At 43.4% G+C, this 22,204-nt stretch carries 19 protein-coding genes; 13 read left to right on the forward strand and 6 right to left on the reverse strand.

The annotated features are described in order from the left end of the window. Positions 1-27 precede the first annotated feature (27 nt). Together DSL64_RS04185 and DSL64_RS04190 are read right to left on the reverse strand one after the other, a co-directional pair. Positions 28-915 carry a FecR family protein gene (locus DSL64_RS04185; RefSeq protein WP_147300330.1) on the reverse strand — a complete coding sequence of 296 codons (888 nt, stop codon included), beginning with the start codon at positions 913-915 and terminating at the stop codon, positions 28-30. A 239-nt stretch (positions 916-1,154) separates the two neighbouring features. Then, positions 1,155-1,718: a sigma factor-like helix-turn-helix DNA-binding protein gene (locus tag DSL64_RS04190; RefSeq protein ID WP_115829397.1), complete on the reverse strand. Its 564-nt coding sequence runs from the start codon at positions 1,716-1,718 to the stop codon at positions 1,155-1,157. A gap of 551 nt (positions 1,719-2,269) precedes the next feature. Here DSL64_RS04190 and DSL64_RS04195 point away from each other — a divergent pair. Further along, positions 2,270-2,965, forward strand: a complete 696-nt coding sequence (locus DSL64_RS04195; protein ID WP_115829398.1) for a hypothetical protein — start codon at positions 2,270-2,272, stop codon at positions 2,963-2,965. A 149-nt stretch (positions 2,966-3,114) separates the two neighbouring features. Further along, positions 3,115-3,546: a hypothetical protein gene (locus DSL64_RS04200; protein WP_115829399.1), complete on the forward strand. Its 432-nt coding sequence runs from the start codon at positions 3,115-3,117 to the stop codon at positions 3,544-3,546. Positions 3,547-3,760: 214 nt separating this feature from the next. On the opposite strand, the gene DSL64_RS04205 is transcribed toward DSL64_RS04200, so the two are convergent. Together DSL64_RS04205 and DSL64_RS04210 are read right to left on the reverse strand one after the other, a co-directional pair. Then, a complete protein-coding gene (locus DSL64_RS04205; RefSeq protein ID WP_115829400.1) occupies positions 3,761-4,672 on the reverse strand; it encodes a helix-turn-helix domain-containing protein in 912 nt (303 codons plus the stop codon). Then, the gene (locus DSL64_RS04210) at positions 4,662-5,417 is read right to left on the reverse strand and encodes an alpha/beta fold hydrolase (RefSeq protein ID WP_115829401.1); all 756 of its coding nucleotides are present in this window, start codon (positions 5,415-5,417) and stop codon (positions 4,662-4,664) included. The genes DSL64_RS04205 and DSL64_RS04210 overlap by 11 nt, the downstream gene beginning before the upstream one ends. Positions 5,418-5,828: 411 nt before the next feature. On the opposite strand from DSL64_RS04210, the gene DSL64_RS04215 reads away from it, so the two are divergent. The 7 genes from DSL64_RS04215 to DSL64_RS04255 all read left to right on the forward strand — a co-directional run bounded on the left by DSL64_RS04215 (position 5,829) and on the right by DSL64_RS04255 (position 15,974). Further along, on the forward strand, positions 5,829-6,134 hold the full coding sequence (locus DSL64_RS04215; protein WP_199539327.1) for a helix-turn-helix domain-containing protein: 306 nt from the start codon (positions 5,829-5,831) through the stop codon (positions 6,132-6,134). Then, a complete protein-coding gene (locus DSL64_RS04220) occupies positions 6,131-7,357 on the forward strand; it encodes a type II toxin-antitoxin system HipA family toxin (RefSeq protein WP_115829402.1) in 1,227 nt (408 codons plus the stop codon). Before DSL64_RS04215 ends, DSL64_RS04220 begins: the two co-directional genes overlap by 4 nt. A 1,020-nt stretch (positions 7,358-8,377) precedes the next feature. Continuing rightward, positions 8,378-11,179: a DUF6923 family protein gene (locus DSL64_RS04230; protein WP_115829404.1), complete on the forward strand. Its 2,802-nt coding sequence runs from the start codon at positions 8,378-8,380 to the stop codon at positions 11,177-11,179. A 1,237-nt stretch (positions 11,180-12,416) separates the two neighbouring features. Next, positions 12,417-13,445 carry a fatty acid desaturase gene (locus DSL64_RS04240; protein WP_115829406.1) on the forward strand — a complete coding sequence of 343 codons (1,029 nt, stop codon included), beginning with the start codon at positions 12,417-12,419 and terminating at the stop codon, positions 13,443-13,445. A 204-nt stretch (positions 13,446-13,649) separates the two neighbouring features. Continuing rightward, positions 13,650-14,015 (forward strand): hypothetical protein, encoded by a 366-nt coding sequence (locus tag DSL64_RS04245; protein WP_115829407.1) that lies wholly within the window; start codon positions 13,650-13,652, stop codon positions 14,013-14,015. 67 nt (positions 14,016-14,082) lie between these two features. Further along, positions 14,083-15,174 carry a transaldolase gene (gene tal, locus DSL64_RS04250; protein WP_115829581.1) on the forward strand — a complete coding sequence of 364 codons (1,092 nt, stop codon included), beginning with the start codon at positions 14,083-14,085 and terminating at the stop codon, positions 15,172-15,174. A 380-nt stretch (positions 15,175-15,554) separates the two neighbouring features. Next, on the forward strand, positions 15,555-15,974 hold the full coding sequence (locus DSL64_RS04255) for a sensor histidine kinase (RefSeq protein ID WP_115829408.1): 420 nt from the start codon (positions 15,555-15,557) through the stop codon (positions 15,972-15,974). 35 nt (positions 15,975-16,009) lie between these two features. Here the strand turns inward: DSL64_RS04255 and DSL64_RS04260 are convergent, their stop codons facing one another. Beyond that, positions 16,010-16,438, reverse strand: coding sequence for a response regulator (locus DSL64_RS04260; protein ID WP_115829582.1), 429 nt, complete (start codon positions 16,436-16,438; stop codon positions 16,010-16,012). An 884-nt stretch (positions 16,439-17,322) separates the two neighbouring features. Between DSL64_RS04260 and DSL64_RS04265 the strand changes: the two genes are divergently transcribed. Genes DSL64_RS04265 through DSL64_RS04280 form a run of 4 tightly spaced genes read left to right on the forward strand, consistent with a single transcriptional unit; the run spans position 17,323 to position 21,019 of the window. Then, complete coding sequence (locus DSL64_RS04265) at positions 17,323-18,483, forward strand: glycosyltransferase family 1 protein (RefSeq protein ID WP_115829409.1); 1,161 nt, start codon at positions 17,323-17,325, stop codon at positions 18,481-18,483. Beyond that, the gene (locus DSL64_RS04270; protein ID WP_229216950.1) at positions 18,467-19,684 is read left to right on the forward strand and encodes a glycoside hydrolase family 1 protein; all 1,218 of its coding nucleotides are present in this window, start codon (positions 18,467-18,469) and stop codon (positions 19,682-19,684) included. The genes DSL64_RS04265 and DSL64_RS04270 overlap by 17 nt, the downstream gene beginning before the upstream one ends. Next, positions 19,672-20,445, forward strand: coding sequence for a PIG-L deacetylase family protein (locus tag DSL64_RS04275; protein ID WP_115829410.1), 774 nt, complete (start codon positions 19,672-19,674; stop codon positions 20,443-20,445). Before DSL64_RS04270 ends, DSL64_RS04275 begins: the two co-directional genes overlap by 13 nt. Then, a complete protein-coding gene (locus DSL64_RS04280; protein ID WP_115829411.1) occupies positions 20,420-21,019 on the forward strand; it encodes a class I SAM-dependent methyltransferase in 600 nt (199 codons plus the stop codon). Before DSL64_RS04275 ends, DSL64_RS04280 begins: the two co-directional genes overlap by 26 nt. Here the strand turns inward: DSL64_RS04280 and DSL64_RS04285 are convergent, their stop codons facing one another. Next, complete coding sequence (locus tag DSL64_RS04285) at positions 21,020-22,192, reverse strand: glycosyltransferase family 2 protein (RefSeq protein WP_115829412.1); 1,173 nt, start codon at positions 22,190-22,192, stop codon at positions 21,020-21,022. It abuts the gene before it with no gap. Positions 22,193-22,204 lie beyond the last annotated feature (12 nt).

Here is a 22,204-nt window from a genome sequence, read left to right on the forward strand (position 1 = left end):
CAATCAAATGATGGGGAGGTTAGACTGTCACAGGCAGCCCTTGCCGGTCAATTGATACACTCCGTTTATGGTCTTTACTTTCGATTCCGTCAATTTTTCCAGCAGAATTAACATTTCAGCAAATGTCTCGTCGCTTAATTCGAAATAGATACGACATCGGTCAAAGTCAGCAGAGGAGTTTATTTTTTTTCCATATTTATGAAAGATACCCAGCAATACTTCCGGAAGGGGGGTATTGAAAAACACCAGACGCCCCGACTGCCATGAAATCTGTTCATGGGCATTCAGGTCATCAATCTGCGAAAGGTTCCTCGAAGCCTTATCATATACAGCTTGTTGATTGGCTTTGAGAAAAACTGAGCTTTGCTGTTTGTCTTCCAGACCCACACCAACCTTGCCGCTGATCACCGTTACAGCGACCCGGTTCATCTGAGCATAAGCCTTTACATTGAAACGTGTGCCAAGAACCTGTGTTTTAATGCCATGGCTTTTGACGACGAATGGTTTGAGCTCATTTCTTTTCACTTCAAAATATGCCTCCCCATCCAGCAAAATCTCCCGGGAAGCCCCTTGAAAGCCAGCAATATACCTGATAGTACTTCCGGTGTTAAGCCACACCTTTGAGCTATCGGGCAGGTAGCTGAGCTGAGCCTGTCTTGAATTGTTCTGAAGTGTCTGAAAGCTTGATACAGGTGCCTTCCGCTGGAAAAATAAAGTAATTCCCGCAACGAGGATAATGCTTGCCGCAGCTGCTATGGGCAAGCGCCTGAGGGAAATAACGCGCCTTGTTTCTCTGGCTTGAATGCGGGCATTTAATTTTTCATAAATCGATTCGTTCACTTCACTTTCGTTTGCCATGTAGGAAGTTTCTGCTTTGAACAGATCCTTCTCTGCCCTGCGAAAGTACCTTTCCAACAAACGATTATGCTTTGATCTCACTTTGGTACAATGTGATATGAAGAATTAAATAATTTAAATGCCTTGTATGTAAGAGTTCAAAGCTGGCCTCAACCCCCAAAGAGGTATGAATATTTTTTAATAAATTGTAGAGGACAGCTTCAAAGGATGAAATGATGTGTGTTTCGATAATCCGATTGGCTTGTCAGACGGCGCTAGAAGAGGTACCGAAATTGCCACCTATAGACCGAAAAGGTTCAAGCCTGTAGAAATGAGGTGATAATCATCACCACAAAATAATCGGAAAGCGAGCTTCGAAGCTTTTTTAAAGCGATGGTGATCTGATTTTCAACAGTTTTAGGCGATAACTCAAGATGCTGTGCAATCTGAGCGACAGGCATGGCGTGTTTGCGGCTCAGGACAAATATCTCTCTGCATTTTTCAGGCAACATGCTGATAGCCATAGAAGCTTGATGCGCCAGATCCTTTTCCAGGACATCAGAATCGCTTTCACCATGCCTGGTTGCCGCGAACAGATAGGAGCGGAGTGTTTGAATCTGGAGGCTTCCCCCTTTATCCCATAGTTGGAAAAACACATCCTGTACAATGTCTTCGCAAACAATCCTGTCCCTGAACAGATTAAACGCCAGGTGATAGAGCGCCTTCCAATAGCGGCGATAAATCAGATCGAAGGCCGGCTTGCTACCCGCCTGCATCCATTGCACCAGTATGTCGTCCGGAACAGAATCATTCAGAACGATTGCGTGATCAGGATGGATTGAAGATGCTGAAAGTGTTGTAGTGTCGGAGCTGGATTGCATGGACTCGTCGCTTTCGAAATAATGAATAGTCTATCAATATTATAGACAAATTAAGGTGTTGCAATGGGTATTTCCAAAAGTATTCTTCAAAAAGGGAGTTAATTGATAGACTTTCTTCACACTTTACCACAAGAATTGAAGAAGGTACGGGAGAGGTGGTTTATCGCTATGCAAGGTATTAAAAAGTAAATGTGATAATGTGGGTAGTTGCTTTGAAAGGGCCAGTCTTGAGTAAGCTTGACATTTACAAAGCTTAGCCGCTTTAGTCACAGACCCTGTAGATGTAGATCCTGGTGGCTTTAAAACGATCCCTTTGATGGGAATGCCAAATACTGACTATCCTACGTAGTCATTGGTCATAGTCAGATTTGGTAACCTCAATGAGGGGGCAAATAAGAAAAGAATATTTGAAATTTTGAGTTAGTGTTAAAGATCAAACCAGACAAATGACGTAAGCTCATTCGTCTGGTTTTTTATAAAATACATCCAGGCCATTCCAACTAAACAAACCATAAGTAAGTCACCATAAAGACACTAAATCTGATTGCTTTATGAATATAAACTTATCAATTGCTGCATTTTTGTTTCTGGGAATCGCAACGCTTAGTTGCAAGTCAGGTCAGGATGAACCCCTGACTGTAGGACCAGAGCCTCAGCCGCGGGTTAACTATTTGGGCAGAGACAGTATCACGACAGGAGAGTACCGGGGTCTTGTTATCAATAGTCCGGCAGATGAGGTCTATCAGGTGCTGGAAATGCACAGGTCTAATCAGGATGTTTCCTATATCAGTGCAGTGAATAATTATTTTGGCAATGTCAGCGACCTGAAAAATAGCCTGCAAGATTTCGACTGGCTGGTGCTCGATGAAAATCCAGAAACTCCTACAGGTGTACAGGTCAGGCTGAACAGGGGTAAGGTGGAACGTATCCAGCTTAATCAGGGTACACCACTCAATCAGTGGCCACAAGGCATTGATTTACAGCTGGCAATAGCCACAGGCGATTCATCGGACAAGCTATTCAATAAGCTGGTGTCGTTGAGTACTCAACTGGGCTATTCCAACAAATTTCAACGTATTGTGCTCGGATCAAAATATACATATGCATTGTATGACCCTCAGAAAGCGCAACTACCCTGGACCTTTGTATTTGACACCCGCGATCATGGCATAAAAGAGCACGTCAGGGTTCATTTTGAGGACAGAAAAGTAGCTTATATTATAGTGGACCGGTTTCAGCCGTATTAAGCCCATACCGCAAGTGCTACTGCATGTGCGCTGCTCAATTCGCAGCAAAGCGTCAGTAAGTTATAGCTTTTCCATACCGGAGAATATTCTCAATCTTAAATAGTCTCCGGTGTAATTGTCCCATCTACTTATCAGTAAATCTGTATTTTATGAAGTTCTCACAATTTGGAAAAACTATGCTGATCTCTTTGATTGTCTTTGCTATCATAGCATCAGCTATTTTGTCCGTGCTGGTCCCTGATATAGTCTGGATAAAATATGCGGCTGCGGCGGCTGTCCTTCTGGTCTTTTTGAACCTCTATAAATTGGATGTGACCACCACGGACGAATATGTTGTAATCTCATTAGGAATCGGACTGATTCAGCGGAAAATATATTTGAGAGATATTCAGCTGGCCAGGTCAGTTAAAAACACATGGTGGGTTGGTTTAGGAATTCGTTATGGACTGGAGCATACACTATATAGTGTTTTTTGCCTTGATGCTGTAGAATTATCATTAAACGCAAACAAGGGAAAGGTACGTATCAATACTGACTCTGCTGTGGAATTAGCCAAACATATTAATCAGGAATTGACTTAATATTTATTCTTGATAACTGAGCCAATATCCTAAAAGCTGAAGACACACTAGCTTTATCAGATGTATTTGTATCGTTTTTATTTCTCACTTTGGTTTACAACCAACGCTCTGAGTTTTTTTTACTGATGACATACCCAAAGTTGAGCCTAATTATCATATCTGGCAGATTTAGAAATATTATTGGACATAGGAAACCATATTGAAGAGGCTTCATTCAATTAAAGGAGCGCCTGAATTCTATTGGTGAGAGCCGGGTTTTTGCTTTAAATAACTTGCTGAACGATGGCGGATGCTCAAAACCCAGATCGTAGGCGATCTCACTGATTGTAAGGTCTGTCGTTGAAAGCTTTTGCTTTGCTTTCTCAATTAGTTTATTGTGAATATGTTGCTGGGTATTTTGACCTGTAAGGACACGCAACAGATTACTAAGATATTTCGGTGACAAGTTTAACTGGTCAGCGACCTTTTGAACAGTTGGCAGTCCTTTTCCCAGCAGATCATCGCCGCTGAAATATTCAGTAAGCAGCACCTCAAGGCGCGCCAGAATTTGATGATTGCTTTTTTGACGTGTAATGAATTGGCGTTGATAATACCTGTCGCAGTAGGTCAGCAGTAACTCCAGTTGGGCGACAATAGCTGGCTGACTGAATTTGTCGATGGTATGCTGGTACTCGTTCTTTATATTTTCTAAAAGTCTGATAATAGCGGCTTCTTCACGCTCAGACAGAAATAAAGCTTCATTTATAGCATAATCAAAGAAACCGTATTGTTTGATGTCTTTTGCCAAATGGGTATGCCATAACAGATCTGGATGCACAAGCAGTAGCCAGCCTGAACGATCAGTCGTTTCTTTGGCATCGATCTGAAAGATCTGGCCAGGCGACATCAGAAAAAGAACGCCTTTGTCAAAATCACTTTGCTGCTGTCCGTACTTCATCTTACCCTTGAAATCCCTGTCAAGAAGGATAGCATAAAAATCGAATACAAAACTTACATGTTCCTGGCAGGGTGAGAGAATAGTGTTGTAGTCGATTACGCTGATCAGTGGGTGCTGCGGACCGGGTAATCCCATTACCCGGTGATATTTGCTGATGGTGGTGATCCTGTGCGGCGTGTTACTTATCATTGTCTTTTAAAGCTTCCTCTAATTTTCTGACCATATTCTCAGGCTGTTCCCGCATCGCGTAGTGCCCTCCCTCTAAGGTAAAGATTTTCCAGTTTCTTTCCTTCGCTCTGTCATAGCCCATTTTTTGATTGCCGGGTTTACCATTTTGAGTCATAGAAATGTAGACTGCCGGGATATTTTTTGCCAAGGGATTACTGATCTTCAAAGGCTCGGTAAATGTCTTGATAGGCTGTGGTACATCCCTTGGGTAAGCGGATGTGGAAGCTCCAAAAGGATATAACATCACACTATCTTTAATAGAAGAAACCATAAGCTGATCCCACAACTCGCCGGTCACATCTTTGGCGCTTTCTCCATCATTGGGAACCATCGCATCCAGATAGACCAATTGACTTAAGCGGTCTGGCACTACTTCTGCCACCCCGGAGATAACCATACCTCCAAAACTATGGCCAACGAGTATAACGTTACGAAGGTTCTCAAATTTGATCACATTTACTATATCAGTAATATAAGTAGTCAAATTTACATTAGCGTTAGCAAGGTGCTCGCGTTCTCCGATACCGGTCAAAGTTGGCCGGTAGACGATCTGTCCCTGCGAGCTTAAAATTGAATCAACCTTTGCATAATCCCAACCTCCATCCCATGCTCCGGGAACAAATAAATAGGTTCTTGGTTGATTTTTTTGTCCAAACGAAGCGGTGCCGATCAAAAAGCTGATCGCAATAAAAATTGCTGTTTTCATTCCTTTTCTACATTAAAATTGTAATACAAAATTGTGAAAGTGAATCAACACAGATTTAGTCAAATTACACCTTGTCATAGCCAAAATGCGTCAGAGTTAGTGTGGAGAACTCGGAGTCGTTGATCCCTGCAATTCGCTTTTATCTGACCGGGTCATTTCGGTCTCAAATGATCAGGATATGACATCCATTAACTGAATATTGCGCAAAATGGAAATAGGTAACGAGGTTGGCCATTTTACTACGAAATAGGGGGATGGCCATCCGTTTTTTCAATTAGGTTAGAAAACAGGGGTCAATACTTATATTTTCAACTTTAATGCCATGTAAGTAAGGCATTCTTCGCTAATATTTAGCTATATTTGTAATACAATAGTATTAATTATGAGGTTTTAAGGCCAATATGTACTACAATGATATCACTTATATCTCCATCCAAAGCGCTTCGTAAGCTTGCTGAAAATGTCCGTTCAAGGCGTTTGAACGCGGGGCTTACTCAGGAAGGTTTGGCAGAGCGTTCTGGCGTCGCCTTGCCAACGTTAAGAAAATTTGAGCAGAAAGGGGTCATCTCACTTGAGTCGTTCCTTCGTCTTCTTTTGGTAATTGGTGGCATTGAGGAAGTGATTGAGGCTATCAAGCCTGTAAAGTCAGCTTTCTCTTCCATTGATGAAGTGTTGAAAGAAGAGACTTCAATTCGTAAACGAGGCCGTCACAAATGAAACGACTTATAAAAGAACTCAAAGTAAGATTGGATTTCGGCAGTGAAATTCTTTCGGTTGGGCGCTTGGCCATTCGCGATCATGCCATTTATTTTGAATATGAGGCCTCATTCATTCAAAGAGGGCTGGAGATTTCTCCTTTACGATTACCTCTCAAAACAGGCGTTACCGCCTTTGAAACAAGACCTTTCGAAGGATTGGCGGGTGTTTTTAGCGATAGCCTGCCCGATGGTTGGGGGCGTTTACTATTTGACCGCCTTTTGCGTTCTCAAAACATATTGCCGTCCGATATTACTCCACTCGATCGTTTGGCACATGTGGGATTTCACGGAATGGGGGCCTTAGTATATGAACCGGATTTTAGTCCGTCGGATATAGAAGATGGCTTAATTGATCTGGATCAACTGGCTCACAGGGCCGGTGAAGTTCTAACAGGAAGTTCAGAAGAGATTATTCAGGAGCTTCTGTCTTTAAATGGATCATCTGCCGGGGCACGACCCAAAGCACTTATAGGGGTTAATCCGACCCGTCAGAACATAGCTCATGGAGCGCAGCAACTCGCCCATGGATTTGAACCTTGGCTGGTCAAGTTCCCGAATTCCCAAGACGGTCTGGATTCTGGCGCTATTGAGTACGTATATGCTCTAATGGCAAAAGAGGCAGGTGTTACAATGTCAGAAACTCATTTATTCACAGCTAGTAAAGGATGCGGATATTTTGCAGCAAAACGCTTTGATCGGGATGGTCCAAAAAGATATCACATGCATACGGTAAGCGGGTTATTACATAGTGACTTTCGGACACCATCATTAGATTATGAAGATTTACTGACGCTAACTGGTCAGCTTACGAAAGACATCAGAGAAGTTGAGAAAATGTATAGACTGGCTGTATTCAATGTTCTGGCCCATAACCGTGATGACCATGCCAAAAACTTTAGTTTTCTAATGGATGATAAAGGGGAATGGAAGTTATCACCAGCTTATGATCTAACATTTTCTAATGGCCCCGGGGGAGAGCAAAGCACAATGGTAATGGGAGAGGGAAGAAACCCCGCAGAAAAGCAGCTTATAAAGCTAGGTATTGAAGGGGGGCTGTCCAAAGCTCTTGTAGATGAAAGTATTGAACAAACAAAAGCTGCATTGGGACAGTGGAAGTCCTTGGCAAGAGAATACGGTGTTGGTCAGGCAAATATAGATCTGATAAATAAAAGGCTGGCATAAAATGGATGGTATATCCACTTTATGCTGTTGCTAAATACGAAAGCGAGCAAGTAATCTTGGCGAGGCGTAAAAGGATGACACTATCTAGTATAAATATTTTTATGAAATAGGATGAAGATTGTTTCCTTAGAAATAGGAAAAAATATTTTTTAAAATTTTACATTTTTTTGGGGGGCTATTTTTACTTGTAAATAGTTGCTTTTTTTAGCCAAATGGCTGTCCCTTATTTGTCTCATTTAATATATAAATAATTGATATTCAGTTTGTTTTATATCGGAAGGTCAAAGGTGATGCCGCTTTGAATTTGTCTGACATATTTTTATTTTTCTGTCAAATTTTCTGCCATGGTGATTGGTTAGGGCGGGTAAAGCTGCTATTGACATTTCAAGAGACCTTTTCCGCGAAGGTATGGTTTTTACGCTGTGCAGCGATAATTTTGGCGTTCAGCTAAACCATCTGCAGACTACAGGTGGTCACAACCTGACAGTCTCTTTTATCTATAGGCAGCAAACTGGCGGTGAACCGGGGTAATGACAGCCCGCAGGCCAGCTCTATATTTCATACTCTGAAAATAATCTATATCCAGTAAAAAATATTCTCTTTTTGTTTAAGCCGAGAGTATTTTGTCTGTAATAATTATTGTACAGAATTTATTACGTTTTACTACAATATTAGATTGATGACTAAGGTCTGAAAATTAATAAATTGTATTTTTTGAATATTGTTTAGATACAGTATTTTAATTTTATTCTACTGTTTTATGAGCTGATGTGGTGTGCTGAAAAGGAGCATCATGTAGTTATAATTCGAAATATCCGTCTGATTTACTGTCTTTCACATTATATGTGTTTGGTGTAATTTTGGTTACATATTGACATTTGCCAGTTTGAATTTTGTACAGACTTGTCTTACAAATATTCATAATGTCAGATATGCCTTAGCAAAACTACGATCCTATTTCCAAACAAAACTTTATCTGGTGTGATTTCAAATTTTATTAGAAAAACGACTGCCTTTATTTTGCCACTCGCCTTAACGGCAGCTACTCACTACAAATCAAGCGCGCAGCTTAATCCTTTCGAATGTTCCTCTGGCGTGGGTTATATTCTTACGAATGCCGATCCTGGTACGGGAAATGTAACCAGCCTATATTCTTTCAATCTGACAACTGGAGCCAATACGTTAATCAAAGCAGATCTATTACCCAGCAGTCCTGCCAACCAAAGATTTTATAATGGATTTGGCTATAACACGGTAGACAATTTTCTATATGGATACAGGTATAATACAAGCGAGATCGTTAAAGTCGGGACCGGAGGTAATATCCAAATATTACCCATGACGGGAAGTGTTGCCAGCGGTTCTTATGCAGCGGGTGACGTAAGTCCTCAGGGAATTCTTTACTTGTTCGGTTCGGGCAGATTTATATCTGTCGACCTGAATCCTGGTTCAGCAAATTATTTGGTTGCAACCCAGAAGTTGGCTTATTCATCAACCATTAATGATTTTGCTTTCAGTCCTGTTGATGGCAATATTTATGGAATTACCAGTACAGCTGCCAGACAATTGTTCCGTTTTAATCCGGTAAGTAACACAATCACAATTTTAGGGGCTGTAACTGGCCTGAGTACGGAAACAAACGATTCTTTTGGAACTGCTTTTATGGATAATTTGGGAAACCTTTTTATCGGCAATAATTCGAGCGGAAGAATCTTCAGAGTTCCAACGCCGCATCTGCTATCGCAAGGGGCTACGATTTCTGCAACACTTTATTCCAGTGCCCTTGCCGGAAAAACACCTGGAGACGGGGCGCGGTGTTCTTCTCAGATTATTATGCCAAGTGCTAATGATGACCAGACTTGCAGCCCTTCGGGGAGTACTTCACCACTACTGATTACTGTCGCCGGTAATGATGGAGCGGGTAGCTATCAGCTAGCTAACAGCTCAGTCCGGCTGATTGATGCTTCCAATCAGCCGGTGACGACCCTGGTAACTCCGCAGGGAACGTTCACCGTAAATACCACAAGTGGTGTGATACAGTTTCAGCCATTGGCAAGCTTCACATCAGGCTCGGCCAGCGCAAGATACAGTATTTCGGATATCCAGGGCAACGTGTCTGCACCCGCAACGATTACAGTGACTATTTGTACGCCACCTACTGCAGTAAGTGACGTAGTAAATGGGGTTGTGCCCGGGCAAATTGCGACCGTGTCAACCATTTTGACCAATGACAGTGCCCCTGCAACAACTACGCTGACAGCTGCAACGATCAATCTGATTGCACCATCCTCCATTCCTTCTTCGGTTTTGGAAGATACCGATCTAGACGGAGATACTGACAAGATCACCGTTCCGGGACAAGGAGTCTGGAAAGTGGACGCTTCCGGGAATGTTACATTTACACCTGAAACAGGATTTCTTGACAGTCCCACACCAATCGCCTACACAGTAAAAAACAGCGCCGGTGCTGTCAGTAATCCAGCCAGTATTTCGGCTAATTACCTGCCTGTTGCAACAGTTAGCGGAAATGTCTTTGTAGATGGTAACGGCTTTAGCGATGGAATTGTAAATGGTGTACCATATTCAGAAGGAGGAATCTATGTATTACTGGTTTCCCCTGACGGAAAAATCCTGTTCTCTGAACAGGTATCGACCGGTGGAGCTTTCAGTTTTGTCAACATATTACACGGAAACTACACTGTGCAGTTAAGTAATGCTCATGGAGTTATTGGTAGCGACGCCCCCTTGCAGGCATCCCTTCCGTTGCCAGGCAACTGGGTATCAACAGGGGAACATGTTGGGGCTGCAGCAGGAAGCGACGGTAAGGTTAACGGCATCACCCAGGTCACAGTGAATGACAATCTTGATAACGTGAACTTTGGCATTAACCAGGCGCCAACCGCCTCTGCGGTAAATGATATGATAGCATCGCCTAAGCAGGGAGATACCTATAAGTTCAAGCCATTGACTGGTTCAGATCCGCAGGACGGAGCGTATGCAAACTTTGCCCCTGAAACTTCTGCTCAGGCACCCAAGCCCACTGTTCAGATATTAGGAAGTACTTTTCAAATCACTGCTGCGGGTAGTAGTTCTGCAAACATTATACTTAATTACGGATCAACTACGCTCTCTACCACCTCTAACAACGCTGCAATATCGAATTTTGATTTTACTGAGCTTTCTGCAGTTCTAAATGGGAGTGGCTATACAGGTTTTCAGTTTGAGTATGTGCTAATCGATGCTGCGGGTACCATATCGCGCCCTGTGATTTACAAGGTAGACTGGACGACTCCATTACCTGTTAAGCTGGCTTCATTTCAGGCCAGGCAGGAAGTAAACCAAGTCCATTTAATCTGGTCTACAACAGAAGAGTCTAATTCTTACAGCTTTGAGATTGAACGTAGTAGCAATGGTAAAACCTGGCTGCTGCTGGCCAGCCAAAAGGCAGCTGGCGAAAGTAATACAAACAGTAGTTATTCTTACACTGATGCAGGTGCTTTAAAGGGAAGAAGCTATTACCGACTAAAGATGATCGATCTAGATCAGACTTTTGCGTATAGCAGCATTGTTAGTGTGATTAATGAATCGGCCGGGTCATTGACCACCTGGCCTAATCCTTCACATGACTTTATTACAATTAAAGGTCTGACGGCAGGGGATCATATTCAGATCGTTAATGCCCTGGGAGTGAAGGTTGCGTCAATGGTTGGTCGCGATGATAATTTCAAATATGATATTTCAAGTTTGGCAACAGGGATTTATGTCATATTCGTAACAAATGCCAATGGACAGGTTCTCACACACCGCATAGCGAAGCAGTAGCAGATATCAATTAGAATCGGCCTGCTGCACCTATATTAAAATGAAGCCGGAAGCCCCAGCAGTGTACCTGGAGCTTCCGGTTTTTTATTTTTGATTGGATCAGGGAGGCGTAATTACAAAATAGCAGTCTGCTGACACCGGAACAATTCATTTTGAAGTCGGTTGATTTGTGTAGGGGAGGACTGGAGAACAGGTATTTTCCAGTCTTTGAGCATCCATAGTTTCTGATGGGAGTCTATTTTTTCTCGAAAGACCTTATCTTTCCTTCTGTGCTTTGGCCACTGTCTGATGTGAGAGAAATGTTATGCAAGCCATTGAATTTATTATATACACTTGCTTGGGGAAGTCGTAGGTTAGTATTATCCGTCAGTACAGGAACCTTAACTTTCGTGATTCCTGATTTTTTGATACCTTAGTTCTGTGCGCTCTTGCCACAGCGATATTCGCATCATGAGGTAAATATTTTTACAGGGGTGTCAGGCTTTGGCGCTCCTGTTTTTTGAATTAGCGTCTGCCTTGGTATGATAGTTTATACACCCTCCGGACTGCATTTTTCAATGTAGCGGGGAATGGTGCTTACAGGGATGCCGGGATGTGGTATCCCTGTTTTTTTGGCAGGGTATTAGTTTATGCCAGAAGCCTTAACCGACCACGATTATGTATACTTACCTTGATAGCCTTTATCTTGATATTCTCAAACATTGGGACGAAGATCACATTACGACTACGAAAAACTCTTATAGATCTATAAGTCAGATTGTTATTCAAAACTCTGACGACGTTATCTGTTGCATTGAGTATTCTTTTCATACAGATTTACGCATTACCTGTGAATTACTTAAACCGAGATCTAGGGATGTACTTGCCCATTGTGAGATGAAAACATTTAGAGTGAATTCAGGGTCACAGATATTTTTCAAAAAAAGAAATGGCCTTTCGGCGGCCTTGCCAACAGCATTTCAAAACATCTACATCATAAATAGCATCAAAGAGGTATTCAGGGAATACGAACTTATGGATCGGTCTGATTGATTCTGTTGTGTTAGAGAGCAAGCCAGACGAACTGATATTCTATATGAATAAGGTATGTTGACTGAAGGAATTTTCAATGTCTGTGAGTTTATTCTCTTGTTGCTGACAAAATAGCTGATTATTAATTTACTGAATGGTTAATGCTCCGCTTTGCTGGCTCGGTAATTGTTCACTAACGTTTATTAATTTTAAATGATAATAAGGTATGGCTTTTATTGACCACGTGCTGCAGGTGCCGTCGTATGGATGGACAGATCATAATGGAAGATTGGTCAGACCTGTAAAAGGCCAGATTCTCAGTGAATTTCTTAGACGGATAAATATATTTAAGGACTTCAGAAACTGGTTGCCACTGATGAGTTGGTTAAAAGTGTTGTGCACCGTTCCCTTTTTAGCCCTGTTTGTTTTCAAGTATTTTAGCTTGCCGTTGCTGGTGGTTGCCTTCTTATACAGCATGATTATCATGGGTACACACGGAACTATCTGGCACCACCGGTACTGTACGCACGGTGCTTATAAATTTAAAAACAGGTTTTGGCGATTCATTACGCAAAATCTAACCATCAGCATGATACCTGAAGAGATTTATGTTATTTCCCACCATGTTCATCATGCGAAGGCAGATCAGCCCGGGGACCCCTACAATGCACAAGCCGGTTTTTTATATTGCTTTCTTGCCGATGTGAACCATCAGCCTATTGCTAAGAATCTTTGTGAAAGCGATTACAACCGTGTCCGAACAATGATGAAGCATACCGGTGTATCTGCAAATACATATGTTCAGTATCTTCAATGGGGTTCTTATGTCCATCCGTTCAGAGCGGTGCTTGCCTGGGCGCTGAATTGGTCTTTCTGGTTTTTGGTATTTTATCTTCTGGGCGGGCCCGGACTGGTTGCCTGCATGTTCGGGGCAGCAGGTTTCTGGGCTGTTGGCGTGCGCACGTTTAATTATGAAGGGCATGGCAAAGGAAAGAATATGCAGGTTGAAGGCACTGATTTCAACAGAAATGATAATTCAATCAATCAGATCTGGCCGGGAATCGTGGCCGGGGAGTGGCATAATAACCACCATTTATATCCTAAAAGTGCCCGAAGTGGATTTAAACCCTATCAGGTGGATCTGGCGTGGTATTATATTAAATTTCTTTACCGAATTGGTGCCGTTACCTCTTACCACGATTCAAAGGAGGATTTTCTAAAACATCACCACGCACCCTTTATGCAAAACAGATAATGTTGTAGTTATGATCGGGCGCCAGGGATCTGTAAAAGTCTCTAATTTGATAATTCAGCAATATGCAACCCCCCAACTGATATCATACGTCAGGGGGGAAATGTATACAGTTTATGGCCGGCGGCGAAAGGGGTGATTTTATTAAAAAGGCTTTTAGCCACGTTTCACAGAAGTAAAAACTCAAAAAATAATAAAGGTTAAGTTATGGATAACAAGGTTCATATCAATAGTCTGGCAGACACGACTGCGCTACTGGAGAGCACGACCAGTAAACTGATGGGTAGTGAGATTTCCATCACACCTTCTGCAGGGATTGAATTACTTGATCAATGGATTGTACCACTCTCCGAAAATCAGAATACTCAGTCTATTTCCCGACAGCTTCAAAAATTGAAAGCACAGCTTCAGGAATCTGCAGTGGCATCTGTAGTTGCCGATCAGATGCAACTAATAGCCGGGGAGGTGTCTGAAATCGGTGCCGATATGGGTGCTGAAGGTGAAATGCCTTCATTGCTCACTGGCTTGTCTGCCGCTTTGCTGTTGGGCGGATGTCAGCTGGATGAGCGATGACCAGCTAAATTTTTGAGTATAACAGACTGTAATTAAAAGAGTATGCTAACTAAAAACAAGAATGATTATGGCAGAAAGTAAGTTAAAACAGATACATAATTTCGGCCAGAGTATCTGGCTGGACTTTATCGATCGTAAATTGATGTATTCAGGTGAATTGAAAAGACTCATCGAAGAGGATGGTGTAAGAGGCGTGACTTCCAACCCTGCTATTTTCGAAAAGGCAATCAGTAGCAGCTCAGATTATGATACAGATATCGCAGAGCTTGCTCGGAGTGACAAAACAACGGAGCAAATATTCTTTGATCTGGCAGTTTCGGATATTAAGCAGGCTTGTGATCTGTTGTGGCCGGTTTACAACAAGGAAGATGTTGTGGGCGCTGATGGATACGTAAGCCTTGAGGTTTCTCCGTTTTTAGCGAATGATACGCAGGCGACTATAAACCAGGCGCGGGCACTGTGGAAAGCTGTTGGTAAAAATAATGCGATGATAAAGATCCCGGGAACTGAGTCTGGGCTGATCGCGATCCAGACCGCAATCAGTGAGGGAATCAATATCAATGTCACTTTGCTTTTTAGTCTTGACCGTTATGAGGCGGTAGCTGAAGCCTATATTTCCGGACTGGAAAAAAGAGTTGCAGACGGGTTACCTGTCGCCCATGTGTCGTCTGTTGCCAGTTTCTTTTTAAGTCGAATAGATATTTTGGTAGACCCATTTCTGGATCAGTCAGGACTGGCAGAACTGAAAGGAGAAGTGGCGATTGCATCTGCAAGGCTGTCTTATCAAATTTATAAGCGCATGTTCAGCAGTGATCGTTGGAAAAAGCTTGCGGAAAAAGGGGCAGTGCCGCAGCGGCTGTTGTGGGCGAGTACTGGTAACAAAAATCCTGCTTTCAAAAATACCAGATATGTCGAGGCGCTCATAGGACCCGATACTGTTAATACCATGCCATTGGAAACATTGGAGGCATACCGTAAGCATGGCGAGCCGGCCAGCAGACTGGAGGGCAATTTAAACGAATCATCTGTGATCATGGAAAAAATTAAGGCGGCAGGGATCGATATGGACGCGCTGACAAAACAGTTGGAAGAGGAAGGAATAGAAAAGTTTAATACGCCATTTCGGCAACTGTTGGATGCCATTGAAAAACAACGGTAAACTCAGCACGTGGCGGGTACCGGCGTAATTTAGAGCAACTGATTCTGAAGCGGACAGAAGAATTTGAAGCTGCGGGGGAAAAGAGGGCTACCAACGAGAAAAACTTGCCGCAAGCAATCAGTAGCCGCTGACCCGCTCTAACGATAATTTACAACAGTTTTCTTATGTTGCATCCCACGATCTTCAGAAGCCCCTTAGGAAAATCCAGTCTTTTAGGAACATCTTGGATCGGGATTTCAGCCAGCATCTTGGAGCAGGGAGTGTTTACTTAAAAAAAGACGCAGTCATCGGCCCAGAGAATTTATTTTCTGATTGATGACCTGCTTTCTTTTTTACGGGTTTCTTATGTAGAAATTAAAAGGACAGCCGTAGATTTAAATATGGTGCTCGGTCTGGTTCAGTCTGATCTGGAGCTATTAATCGAGGATACATCTGCTGTAGTCGAAATAGGGGAGTTGCCGGTAGTTTATGCGGGCCAGTCGCAACTGGTGCAGCTGTTTACGAACCTTCTCAACAATGCCCTCAAATTCCGGTGTACAGATATTATGCCCCGTGTACAGGTAACTGCATATTATCCTGATCGTCGGAATCTACAGGTGTCCTGGACTGGCAACCCCCGGTTATGCCGAATCGATGTCTCAGACAATGGGATTGGTTTTGATCCGGTTTTCTCTAATAGGATTTTTCAGGTCTTTCAGCGTCTGCATGGGTGCAGCGAATTCGAAGGTACAGGGATAGGGCTTGCTATTTGTGAGAAAGTGGCGACTAACCATGGCGGCAAGATTAGTGCGTCCGGTTAACCGGGGGGATCTGTGTTTGGTGTATTCCCTCCTGTTTAAACGCTGACATTATTAGGATGCAGACACATGCGCCAGTAGTCTATGATCAATTTAAGATTGGCTTCAAACCTGTCAAGCTCACCCGCTTTCTTGTAGAACCCCTGAATAGTACCTTGGTAGGCTTTTTTTATCAGGGACGCATTGTCGGAGGTACTAAGGAAAACAAAAGGGATGGCTTTCTGTTTTAAATATTCTTCAGCTTCGATTTTTTCGCGCAGCTCTATTCCATTCATAATGGGCATATTAATATCGCAAAGTATCAGGAATGGCTGCTCTGTGGTCGTTTTTAGGTACTGATAGGCCTGCAGGCCGTTGTTGCAGAAAACGATAGTATTTTCTACTTTAAGATTCCCAAGGGAGTATTTGATCAGAAACTGATCATCTTCATCATCTTCAACAACAACAATAGGGCCTGAATGAGACATTTCGTTTGTTTTTTGGTAACTGCGTATATCAAAGGTACGGATTAGTTTGCGGCCAGCGTCATAGCTTGTAAAACTGGCGAATGTTTCCAACATATGTAGTCGGAGGGATCTGTGAAAGAGGTCTATAGATTATGTTTTGCTTGGTTCTGAATTGCAGAGTTTCGTCTTGATCTGATACATCCTTGGAAGAGAGCCTATAAATTGAAAGTCGGCAACACATGAATGATTGCAGGTTTGGCTTAGTTAAAGTTCAAACAGATATCTCAATCAGACAGACCGTGATTAGTTATGGTGTGATAATTGGGAGGGAGTAATGTGGAAATTCCCACTTTGAGAATTGCTGTGTATAACTTTAGACTTAATTTAAAGTCCTTACAGGATTTGGTAATTCATATCGCATTGTCAGAATGGCTCGCAGGCAGTTGCATTCGGTGAGTGACTTATGCTGACTGGCAGGGCAGGTCCGAAGGGCATGATCAGTGATTGTCCCTTAAAAGCTCCAGGTGAGGGGGGACAGCAAATATTATTATGGAAATAGCGGAATGTAAAGACGTATACTGTCATGGGTGTGTATTTGGCCTTACTGCAAGTCCCTAATTTGTGCCCAACGGGCAAGACTTCAAAAGCTAGTGACCAGGCAGAATTTTCGCCTGGGTTCTAACTGACAAAAAGATAATTCTGAATAGCACGTATACTGATCAATCTGCAGTAGTTATCATGTAAAGCAAACCGCCCGATCTAAGATAACTGGTCCGGCACAGCCAGCTATAGTTCAGGGTATAATAATTGCTATAAGGGAGCAATTCAAAAAATCCATATTATGGAAGGGCCAATAAAAATCGAAAAAATAAATTAATGCTTTCGTCACCAAACAGATCTGCTTTATGGCACCAAAGTTTAAATACCTAGTTTGCTTTTCCCACTTACGCTGGGATTTTGTTTATCAGCGCCCGCAGCATTTGATGAGCCGTGCTGCTGAAGGCTGTATTGTTTATTATGTTGAAGAACCTGTCTTTGATGCAGGGTCTATACCGGTTATGGAACTCGTGGAAAGGCAGGATAAGGTATGGTTAGCAGTACCGCATCTGCCTATCGGACTTGCCGAAAACGAAGTCAATTTTCACCTGGCCTCTCTTCTTGAATCCATGCTCAGTGAGATATCCATGCATGATTGCCTGTTTTGGTATTACACACCAATGGCGCTCAAATTTACAACAGGATTAAAACCTGCATACACAGTCTACGACTGTATGGATGAGCTATCAGCATTCAAATTTGCACCTGCTGAAATAATACAGTTAGAGAAGAAGCTCTTTGAGGTGGCAGATATTGTTTTTACAGGCGGACAATCACTTTACAAGGCTAAGCAAAACCATCATGAAAACATTCATTTGTTTCCAAGCAGTATTGACAAGCAGCACTTTCAACAAGCGAGGTATAACTGTCAGCAGCCGCAAGATCAGGCTTGTATCTTCGGTTTTAAACTTGGGTTTTATGGTGTTATCGATGAGCGGTTCGATATAGAACTGATCGAAGCTATCGCGACCCGGCGAGCTGATTGGCAAATTATCCTGATTGGTCCTGTTGTGAAAATCGATCCGGCAAGCTTGCCGCGCAATGCAAACATTCATTATCTGGGCCCGAAAACCTATGAGCAACTCCCGTCGTATCTGTCAGGCTGGGATGTGGCTCTGATACCTTTTCTGCTAAATGAGTCGACTGTGTTTATCAGCCCGACCAAAACTCCGGAATACCTTGCAGGGGGAAAGCCAGTTGTATCTACGGCGATTAAAGACGTGGTTTATGAATATGGTACGAACGGAGCAGTCGCCATTGGAAAGGATCCTGATGAGTTTATCGCTTTGATAGACAGATATTATGTAGAAAGACCCGACAGGCACTGGATTGAAAAAATTGACCAGCTGTTGGCCAGTAACTCCTGGGACCATACATTCTCCGCGATGTCGTCTCTGATCTCAGAAGGTATTATCGGTATACAAACAAAACATAGCCCTGACAGGATACTGGATGCAGACAATCATTGAAAATCCATTCTCGTCTTTTTGGATGGCGGGTTTTGAGAGCTCTGATCAGCTTAACGTTCACGGCGACAGGGTGGATTTCCTACAGCTGACATCTCATTTAAAACTGTTAGATGATGATTATCGCATGTTGGGGCCATTTGAAATCAGTAGCGTCCGCGAGGGGGTCAGATGGAGCCAGGTGGAGAAGAGTCCCAACGAGTTTGACTTCTCTACTGTGAAAACAATGTTGGATGCAGGTGATCGCGCGGGTGTACAGCAGATCTGGGACTTATGCCATTTTGGCTACCCGGATGACCTCACGCCGCTACACCCACATTTCTGTAGGCGGTTTGTTGCATTTTGTGCAGCATTTGCAGAGTTTCACAAAGCCTCCGGGACAAGTCAGGTCCTGATTGTAACACCGATAAACGAAGTAAGTTTTATTTCCTGGTTGGGTGGAGATGCGGCTGGCACATCTCCCTTCTGCCATCAAAATGGCTGGCAGGTCAAGTACTGTCTGGTCAGAGCATACATCGCCGGTATCCAGGCTTTGAGACAGGTCAATCCCGGCGTACGCATTCTGACGACCGAACCTTTGATCAGTATTACTGTTGAACAGTCAGCAACACAGGAGCTCATTGAGCAGGCAGCACATCATCATGAACTTCAGTTTCAGGTTCTGGATATGCTTTGTGGCAGAATGTGCCCTGAGCTTGGAGGACATCCTGAATACCTGGACCTGCTTGGTTTTAACTATTATTACGACAATCAGTGGATCCATAACCCGTATGGTGTGTTGGGGTGGAGGGATGCTGTCCCGCACCCCAACCTGAAACCATTGTCAGAACTGTTAGAAAATGCTCATCACCGCTACAACAGGCCTATAGTACTCTCTGAAACCAGCCATCCGGGCATTGACCGGCCGCTGTGGATACAGTATATAAGCGATCAGGTATGTACGCTACTGCAAAGACGAATACCGCTTTGGGGAATATGCATATATCCGATCATTGACCGTCCTGACTGGGATCGTCCCGATTGCTGGCATCACGCCGGGTTGTGGGATTACTTTCCGGATAATAATTACCGCGTTTTGCATAAGCCATCAGCCGATGCCCTTTTCGATTGCCAGCGCATGCTTGGTCCTGTTTTATCAGCCAGTGAAAATCAAAAGAGTTTTTACATCAGTAACATCAACGGATATAATCTATGTATGCGGTAAGTGATTTCGAACATCGTTTCGCTGAGATCAAGCCTGTTTTAGCCGGTACTTTTGGTAGTAGCCTGATCATAGCACCCCACCCGGACGACGAAACGCTCGGCTGCGGAGGCACTGTAGCTCTGCTTTTGCAAGCAAAAATACCCGTGTCGTTTTTATTTGTAAGCGACGGCACAATGTCTCATCCCAATTCAAAAAAGTATCCTGCGCCGCGGCTTAGAACACTTCGTGAATCAGAGGCTAAACATGCAGTGCAGTTGTTGGGTGGACACTCCTCAGAGGCCTATTTTCTGGCTTTCCCGGACCGCCATGTGCCTGACTTAGATAGTCCGTATTTCGAAGCAGCCGTGCGGCTGGTGATCGAGCGCATCGGACAGAGGCGGTCTGAGAGCATCTTTGTCCCATGGCAAAATGATCCTCATCCAGATCATCGTGCTACCTATCAGATTTTACAAGCCGCTGTCAGCCGGATGAACAGAAAGCCCAGACTGATCCAGTATCCTGTCTGGCTTTGGGAGATGGGCAGCCCAAATGATATGGATCTGATTGCCCAAATGAGTTTATACAGTGTTGATATCACCCAAACCCTCGACAAAAAAATGGCCGCACTTTGGGCACACCAGTCCCAGATCACTGACCTGATTGATGATGATGCCCAAGGGTTCAGGCTCTCAAAAGAAATGATTGCTCATTTTAGCAGTCCCAGGGAAATATTTTTTGAATTAAATCCTAATACACATGAGTCAGAAAAAGAAAACATTTAATGCTGCCTATTTCAATGAATTATACAGCAGCAACCCGGATCCGTGGAATTTTGAGCATAGTGAATACGAAAAGGCTAAGTATGAACAAACCATGCTGATGATTCCTGATACTATTTACAATGCAGGCCTTGAAATCGGATGTTCCAATGGGCTTTTGACTTTGCGTCTTAGGCAAAGGTGCCGAAATCTGCTTGCTGTCGATTCTAGTAGTGTTGCAGTTGAAAAGGCCGCTGAGAGGCTGGCCGGGTTTACGAATGTAACTTTCGCTGAGATGGAAGTCCCGGCCGAATTTGCCGAAGGGAAATTTGATCTGATCGTTTTCTCAGAGGTCGGCTATTTTATGACTGAGCAGGATCTTTTGATTACCCGGGAAAAGATAGTGGACGCTTTGTCAGATGCCGGGCATCTTTTGCTTGTCCACTGGACCGGGCCTGTGGCAGAATTTCCTTTGACTGGTGAGCGTGTACATGAGTTATTTTTAGAGTGTGCATCCAGTCAACTCCAAAAGTCACTGGTTCATCTACAAAATCATACAGATCCCCAATACAGGATGGATATGTTCCAAAAGCTATAGTTAATCAGATAAAGGCAGTCTGATCCGGTAAATTTCTGATTTGAGTGCAGGGATTACGTTGCAGATATCCTGTTTTGGCCAGATTTGTAACCATCCTTGCATTTGGAGTTGGTTTTCGACCACATCCCAAAATGTACCGAAATAGATATGTTCACCGAGCTGAGATTGTAGCCAATCTTCAGAAAGATGTAACAGATCCGCCACGGTTGCCAGACTATTTTCTGATTCAGCCTGCGCCCAGATACGACGAAGCAGTTTTTTTGCTGTGAATCGGGCGATTACAGATCCCGCAGGCTCAACCATGATAGCATGGTTGGCCAGATTCATCTCGCCCCATTGTTTCAGCTGTATTGACAGGCCAAAGTCGACCCTTCCCTGAATTCTTGAAGAGGTATTAACGCGCACAAGCGGACTGAGCCTTATTTTAGCATCTACCATTGTCAGGGATTTATGAAATGCCATATCTTCAAGAAAAGGGACAACCGGCAGGCGTCCGCTCAAATCATATATTCTGCATGTGACGGCAAAACTAGCTCCGAAACATTGGAAGTGCCTTGGCCATCTGTCGTTGCTTTGAGGATCAATTAGATCCTCGAGTCTGGAAACTAAATGTTTGTAAGTGATATCACGCAGGTAATATAATCTGGAAATGGTTTTTTCAGGTTTGGTCAGGATCCTGCCGCCCACTACATCATTACCTTTTTCTATTTCAGATAGCGTCTGATAAAGCCAGGACGCATGTACCTGTGAATCGCTGTCAGTGCTGGCAATTACGCCGTCCGGCCTATTGATCATTGAGAACCGATCATAAGCAGCGTCCATCAGCATTCTTCTGACCGTACCGATATGTGCAGTAGCAGCCGGAAGAATTATATTTTCAATGTGCAGGTTAAAGTCGGGGAACCGGATCTGATAATTACGCGCAATGCTAACAGACTGGTCTGTACAGTTGTTGGCAAGCATCAGCACCTCGTAGTTGCTGTAGGCAAACAGGTTGCCGTCAGCGTCTGTTTGGAGTCGCAGCGCTTCCAGCGCTTTCAGAATATTATCTTCTTCATCGCGGACCGGAAGTATTACGCAAATCCTGAGTGCAGGGTTTACTGCCTGGCTCTGAAAAAGTATTTGCTCATCAGCTTCGCACGGTCTGGCGTGCCGGGTAAGTGTGTCAGGCATAGCACCGCATTT

This window comes from Dyadobacter luteus, from assembly GCF_003383615.1.
In the GTDB taxonomy this organism is placed as follows: Bacteria; Bacteroidota; Bacteroidia; order Cytophagales; family Spirosomataceae; genus Dyadobacter; species Dyadobacter luteus.

What these genes read in the sequence shown, in the direction of transcription:
- DSL64_RS04190 (WP_115829397.1), bottom strand. Translation starts at nt 1,718, where the DNA reads ATGCAATCCAGCTCCGACACTACAACACTTTCAGCATCTTCAATCCAT.
- DSL64_RS04195 (WP_115829398.1), top strand. Translation starts at nt 2,270, where the DNA reads ATGAATATAAACTTATCAATTGCTGCATTTTTGTTTCTGGGAATCGCA.
- DSL64_RS04200 (WP_115829399.1), top strand. Translation starts at nt 3,115, where the DNA reads ATGAAGTTCTCACAATTTGGAAAAACTATGCTGATCTCTTTGATTGTC.
- DSL64_RS04205 (WP_115829400.1), bottom strand. Translation starts at nt 4,672, where the DNA reads ATGATAAGTAACACGCCGCACAGGATCACCACCATCAGCAAATATCAC.
- DSL64_RS04210 (WP_115829401.1), bottom strand. Translation starts at nt 5,417, where the DNA reads ATGAAAACAGCAATTTTTATTGCGATCAGCTTTTTGATCGGCACCGCT.
- DSL64_RS04215 (WP_199539327.1), top strand. Translation starts at nt 5,829, where the DNA reads ATGATATCACTTATATCTCCATCCAAAGCGCTTCGTAAGCTTGCTGAA.
- DSL64_RS04220 (WP_115829402.1), top strand. Translation starts at nt 6,131, where the DNA reads ATGAAACGACTTATAAAAGAACTCAAAGTAAGATTGGATTTCGGCAGT.
- DSL64_RS04240 (WP_115829406.1), top strand. Translation starts at nt 12,417, where the DNA reads ATGGCTTTTATTGACCACGTGCTGCAGGTGCCGTCGTATGGATGGACA.
- DSL64_RS04245 (WP_115829407.1), top strand. Translation starts at nt 13,650, where the DNA reads ATGGATAACAAGGTTCATATCAATAGTCTGGCAGACACGACTGCGCTA.
- tal (WP_115829581.1), top strand. Translation starts at nt 14,083, where the DNA reads ATGGCAGAAAGTAAGTTAAAACAGATACATAATTTCGGCCAGAGTATC.
- DSL64_RS04255 (WP_115829408.1), top strand. Translation starts at nt 15,555, where the DNA reads ATGGTGCTCGGTCTGGTTCAGTCTGATCTGGAGCTATTAATCGAGGAT.
- DSL64_RS04260 (WP_115829582.1), bottom strand. Translation starts at nt 16,438, where the DNA reads ATGTCTCATTCAGGCCCTATTGTTGTTGTTGAAGATGATGAAGATGAT.
- DSL64_RS04265 (WP_115829409.1), top strand. Translation starts at nt 17,323, where the DNA reads ATGGCACCAAAGTTTAAATACCTAGTTTGCTTTTCCCACTTACGCTGG.
- DSL64_RS04270 (WP_229216950.1), top strand. Translation starts at nt 18,467, where the DNA reads ATGCAGACAATCATTGAAAATCCATTCTCGTCTTTTTGGATGGCGGGT.
- DSL64_RS04275 (WP_115829410.1), top strand. Translation starts at nt 19,672, where the DNA reads ATGTATGCGGTAAGTGATTTCGAACATCGTTTCGCTGAGATCAAGCCT.
- DSL64_RS04280 (WP_115829411.1), top strand. Translation starts at nt 20,420, where the DNA reads ATGAGTCAGAAAAAGAAAACATTTAATGCTGCCTATTTCAATGAATTA.
- DSL64_RS04285 (WP_115829412.1), bottom strand. Translation starts at nt 22,192, where the DNA reads ATGCCTGACACACTTACCCGGCACGCCAGACCGTGCGAAGCTGATGAG.